The organism is Roseateles sp. P5_B10 (assembly GCF_056400485.1).
In genome coordinates this window covers 1-653 of sequence record NZ_JBFULE010001518.1, presented here as the reverse complement: position 1 = coordinate 653, position 653 = coordinate 1, and the positions used below count along the sequence as shown (strand labels likewise).

The 653-nt window shown below is 64.5% G+C and carries 1 pseudogene; it reads left to right on the top strand.

The features are described 5' to 3' along the window. Nucleotides 1-441 precede the first annotated feature (441 nt). A pseudogene (locus AC1DU6_RS34350) lies at nt 442-653 on the top strand (tripartite tricarboxylate transporter substrate binding protein); the annotation flags it as partial.

Sequence of the window (653 nt, the reverse complement as noted above, 5' to 3'; positions counted from 1 at the left end):
GGACACTATGCTGCGGCATTAACTGAAGTCGCGCCTTTCGGCGCTTCATCTCCCTCATTCTTGAGGGAGGCCACCGGGACTGCCACTCACGCGCCACCGGCGCGGGCAAGGACGGCGCGTGGCCGTCCCCTCACCTGCATTCACAGCGATCAACAACGTCATCACGGGAGGTCACATGCTCTTTGGCCACAAGCATCCTGGTCACATGCATCCGCGTCTCACGTCGGCAAATTCCACGCTGCGGCAGCGGACGTTAGCGGCCTTTCGTCTACTTCCCCGGTTACGGTGTGATGCGATAGCCTGCCTACGGGACTCTGCATCCCGCGACATCCGTCGCGGCGCAGAACGGGCAGACAACAAGAAGAACGGTCTGCGATCCGAGGCAGGCGCTTTGGCGCTCCCGCCGCCTCGGAGCGCGCCGGCAGTCGAGGAAATGAAATGATGAAGAGCTTCGTCCGCGCCGCGAGCGTGATCGCCGTGATGGCCGCCTGCGCCGGCAGCGCCGGGACTGCCTTTGCGCAGAGCTGGCCGAACCGGCCGATCCGCATGGTCGTGCCCTATACGCCGGGCGGCTATACCGACCTGATGGCGCGCCTCGTTTCCGAAAAGATGTCGGCGGCGCTGGGCCAGCCGATCGTCATCGAGAACAAGCC